We start from the raw sequence: 4,151 nt of genomic DNA on the forward strand, positions 1-4,151 counted from the left end.
TCCTTCGGCCGCTGCCGTTCATGATGCGAGCGGATGCGGTCGCGCGCGAACTCCAGCGCCTCGATCGTCTTTGGGTCGGCCGTTTCGTAGGCGGTTGCGATGTCTTCCTTAGACACGGCAATGCCGAGGCCGGTCAAATCGGCGCGATCGAATTTCCGCGTATAGTCGATCAGTGCCGCGTCGCCCTCGGCGCGCACGCGCGCGATGATGTCGCGCACCGCGGCATCGACATCGGCGGAGACCTCCCGCTTGGTCGTGAGGAAGGCGGCGAAACGTTGCTCGAAATCGGCATCGGACTGACGAAGCGTGATGGCCATCGGACGCTCAGGCCTTGTGGATGGGGCGCGAGGTGGCTTCCCACGCCCCGCCGATGTCGGCAAGACGGGCCTCGATGCACTCGACGTCGAGCATGATCGCACCGCCGCCCGAGAAGATCAGCTCGACGATGCCGGCCGGCTTGCTGATCTCGATGAAGCTGATCGCCAGCAGCGACAGGACTTCGGCAGGCTTGTCGCGGTCAATACCGCTGGTCTTGGCCCCGAGCACGCGGTCGAAATGCAGCACGGCCTGCCGTCGCTCATTATGCTGGCGAAACAGGCCGGATTTTGCCTCCCAGACGAAACGGTTCATGGTCAGCAGGAAACGCTTGGCCGCGGGGAGGAATTCGAGGTCGCTGACTTTCAGCACGGCATCCTGGACATGAGCCGAAACGATGCTCAGATCCTGGTCGTCGAGCGCGATAAGCTTAAGGGCGGTCATACGGATTTCGCACCTGAAGGTTGATTGTTCAGCCTTCTGTTAGGCGGTCTTGGCGATCGGTGCAACCGCACCAACAGCTGCAGCTCTGCGCTGCCCCTCATCGCCCTGCCGGGCACTTCTCCCCGGATAGTGACGGGGAGAAGGACGCTGCCGCGAAGGATTTCGCCAATCTCCTGCGCTGCTAGAGAGGAGCCGAGGTCGCGGGCTACGCCGAAATCCGTTCGATCACCGCGCCGCAGTTGGACAGCTTTTCTTCCAGCCGCTCGAAGCCGCGATCGAGGTGGTAGACGCGGTTGACCGTGGTCTCGCCTTCCGCCGCCAGGCCGGCGATGACCAGCGAGACAGAGGCGCGAAGATCGGTCGCCATGACCGGCGCGCCCTTCAGCTTCGGCACGCCGTCGACGATCGCCGTCTGGCCCGAAAGCGTGATGTGAGCGCCGAGCCGCGCCAGTTCCTGCACATGCATGAAGCGGTTCTCGAAGATCGTCTCGGTGATGCGCGACTTACCCTTGGCCATGGTCATCAGGCCCATGAACTGCGCCTGCAAATCGGTCGGGAAGGCCGGGAAGGGTGCTGTCGTCACGTCGACCGGCGAAATGCCGGCGCCGTTGCGCCTCACCCGGATGCCGGAATTGGTCGGCGTGATCTCCGCACCCGTCTGGGCGATCACGTCCAGTGCGGTCTGCAGCAGGTCCGCACGCGCGCCTTCGAGCACGACGTCGCCGCCGGTCATGGCGACGGCCATCGCATAGGTGCCGGTCTCGATGCGGTCGGGAATGACGCGCACGCGCGCACCGGAGAGCGATTCGACGCCGTCGATGGCAATGGTTGGCGTGCCGGCGCCGGAAATCTTCGCGCCCATGGCGTTGAGGCACTCGGCCAGATTGACGATCTCGGGCTCGCAGGCGGCATTTTCCAGCACCGTCTCGCCCTTGGCGAGTGCCGCGGCCATCATCAGCACATGGGTGGCGCCGACCGAGACCTTCGGGAAGATATAGCGGTTGCCGACAAGGCGGCCATTCCGGGTCTTGGCGATGACATAGCCGGTGTCGACGTCGATATCAGCGCCCAGCGCCTGGAGGCCCTCGAGGAACAGATCGACCGGCCGCGTGCCGATGGCGCAACCGCCCGGCAGCGACACTTTTGCTTCGCCCATGCGCGCCAGCAGCGGGCCGATCACCCAGAACGAGGCGCGCATCTTCGACACCAGCTCGTAGGGCGCTGTGGTGTCGACGATGTTGCGGGCGGAGAAGTTGATGGTGCGCGAATAGCCCTCATTCTGCTTCTCGCGGCGGCCATTGACCGAATAATCGACGCCGTGATTGCCCAGGATGCGGATCAGCTGCTCAACATCGGCCAGATGCGGCACGTTTTCCAGCGTCAGTGTGTCGTCGGTCAAAAGCGAGGCGATCATCAAAGGCAGCGCCGCGTTTTTCGCGCCCGAGATCGGAATGCTTCCGGAGAGCTTGTTGCCCCCGACAATTCTGATGCGATCCATGGAAGAACGTCCCTCTCGGCCAAAAAAGGGCCGGTTCAATCGTTTGAGTAGCGGCCCGTCTAGACCATTGGCCAATCTGGTTCAAGAAATAGGATTTCGCCCACCCCAGGCCAAGAGTGACCTATTTGAGTTAATCTTTTTGTATTTTCTTCGATGCAGCGAGCCCGTCCGGACGCAGGTCGGCCTCGCCGGTCCGCCGCGAGCGCGACTGCGCCTTGCGCTTCTGCAGATTGGCGCGCAATTGCTCGGCGAGCCGATCCTTGCGGATTGTTGCGCTGCTTTTCGGTGGACCATCCTTTTTCACTGGAATTGTCTTGTCGTCCATCGCCCATCCCGCCGGCGACCCACCAGCTTGCTGTTCAGGGATAGCCAACATTGTGGCACTGCCATGTCATTAAAAGCCATCCGGCAAAGCCTTTCACAGAAGCGTTGCACTTGGCCTTGCGCTTGCCGGTTCGATATGGCAGAAGCCCCGCCATCAGCGGCTGCGGTAGCTCAGTGGTAGAGCACTCCCTTGGTAAGGGAGAGGTCGAGAGTTCAATCCTCTCTCGCAGCACCAGTTTCCAACATCCCTGTTGCCGCACGATCGTCCTCTGCATTTGCGAGGGCGAGGCGGGTACATGGGATGGCGCGGCCCTCGTGCCGGCAGACCCGATCAGCGGTTCATTGCTTCAGAAAATGGCTGCCACAGGCAAATCCAGCCGAAGCGCATTCCGGCAAGACACGATTCATTAACCAAGATGCTATTCATCGACATGACGTATTGTGGCATGGATGCCCGTCTTCGCCGGTCAGATCCATGCTTGTCAGGAAGAGGGCCGAAAGGCTCCTGATCTGGGCGGAAATCTAAATCGCCCGAAACAAAAGAACGTGCAAGGCATGAACGTGAGCGAAAACGTGCAAAACGCCCCCGGTGCTTCCCGTCTTTGGACCCTGCCTGCCATCATCGCAGCGTTCCTTTGCCTGTGCGCTACCGGCGCGTTCGCGGAGACGCGTGCTTTGAGGATTCAACATCTCCATACGGGCGAGAAGGCTGAAATCGTCTTCAAGCGCAATGGGCGCTATGATCCGGCGGGATTGAAGAAGATCAATCTCATGCTGCGCGACTGGCGTCGCAACGAACCGACGAAGATGGATCCGCGCCTGCTCGATCTTGTCTGGCAGGCCTATCGCGCCAGCGGCTCGACAGCCTATATCCATGTGGTCAGCGCCTATCGTTCGCCGGCGACGAACGCCATGCTGCGCAGCCGCTCGAAGGGTGTGGCCCGGGAGAGCCAACACATGGTTGGCCGCGCGATGGACTTCTTCCTGCCGGATGTGCCGCTGAAGAAACTGCGCGACATCGGCCTCAAAATGCAGGGCGGCGGCGTGGGTTATTACCCCACCTCCGGTTCGCCTTTCATACACATGGATGTCGGCAATGTGCGGCATTGGCCGGGCATCAGCCGCCAGGAACTCGCCAAGGTATTTCCGAACGGCAACACACTGCATGTGCCGAGCGACGGCAAACCGCTGCCCGGCTATGAGCAGGCGTTTGCCGCCTACAAATCGCGCAAGGGCGCCGGCACGCCCAACATCGAGCTGGCAAGCGTCGACGGCGGCCAACGCAGGCCGCGTGGCCTGCTGGCGACGCTCTTGGGCGGGGGCGGCGCAGACGAGTCCGATGATGTCGCCGAAGCGGTGCCGGCGCCACGCAAACCGGCGAGGTCCGTCGAACCCAGACCGGCCGGACAGGGTATCGCTATCGTGCCGCCGCAGGATGCCCAGCGGGCTGACATCCAGATTGCTGGCAGCGATCCAGGCGAAGAACCGCTTGCCGGGCAGAAGGGGAAGACGCCTGAAGCGATCGTCATGGCGATGGCGCCGGGCTCAGTGCCGCTGCCGGCCTTCGCAC

5 protein-coding genes and 1 tRNA gene are annotated in these 4,151 nt (G+C 62.4%); 2 read left to right on the plus strand and 4 right to left on the minus strand.

The features are described from left to right. The 4 genes from EN969_RS19475 to EN969_RS19490 form a co-directional block, all read right to left on the minus strand. Positions 1-317: histidinol dehydrogenase (locus EN969_RS19475; RefSeq protein ID WP_206525184.1), on the minus strand; the 317-nt coding region annotated here is incomplete at its 3' end. Positions 318-324: 7 nt separating this feature from the next. Further along, positions 325-759, minus strand: a complete 435-nt coding sequence (locus EN969_RS19480; protein WP_013530200.1) for a DUF2948 family protein — start codon at positions 757-759, stop codon at positions 325-327. 205 nt (positions 760-964) lie between these two features. Continuing rightward, positions 965-2,257: a UDP-N-acetylglucosamine 1-carboxyvinyltransferase gene (murA, locus tag EN969_RS19485; RefSeq protein ID WP_013530201.1), complete on the minus strand. Its 1,293-nt coding sequence runs from the start codon at positions 2,255-2,257 to the stop codon at positions 965-967. Between the two features lie 130 nt (positions 2,258-2,387). Further along, positions 2,388-2,582: a hypothetical protein gene (locus tag EN969_RS19490; protein WP_013530202.1), complete on the minus strand. Its 195-nt coding sequence runs from the start codon at positions 2,580-2,582 to the stop codon at positions 2,388-2,390. A gap of 159 nt (positions 2,583-2,741) precedes the next feature. Between EN969_RS19490 and EN969_RS19495 the strand changes: the two genes are divergently transcribed. Further along, positions 2,742-2,816 (plus strand) — tRNA-Thr (locus tag EN969_RS19495). A gap of 320 nt (positions 2,817-3,136) precedes the next feature. After that, on the plus strand, positions 3,137-4,151 hold a 1,015-nt coding region (locus EN969_RS19500), incomplete at its 3' end, for a YcbK family protein (protein WP_127419318.1).

Origin of the sequence: Mesorhizobium sp. M7A.F.Ca.CA.003.01.2.1 (assembly GCF_003998945.1) — a bacterium.
GTDB classification, from domain to species: Bacteria; Pseudomonadota; Alphaproteobacteria; order Rhizobiales; family Rhizobiaceae; genus Mesorhizobium; species Mesorhizobium ciceri.

What these genes read in the sequence shown, in the direction of transcription:
- EN969_RS19480 (WP_013530200.1), bottom strand. Translation starts at nt 759, where the DNA reads ATGACCGCCCTTAAGCTTATCGCGCTCGACGACCAGGATCTGAGCATC.
- murA (WP_013530201.1), bottom strand. Translation starts at nt 2,257, where the DNA reads ATGGATCGCATCAGAATTGTCGGGGGCAACAAGCTCTCCGGAAGCATT.
- EN969_RS19490 (WP_013530202.1), bottom strand. Translation starts at nt 2,582, where the DNA reads ATGGACGACAAGACAATTCCAGTGAAAAAGGATGGTCCACCGAAAAGC.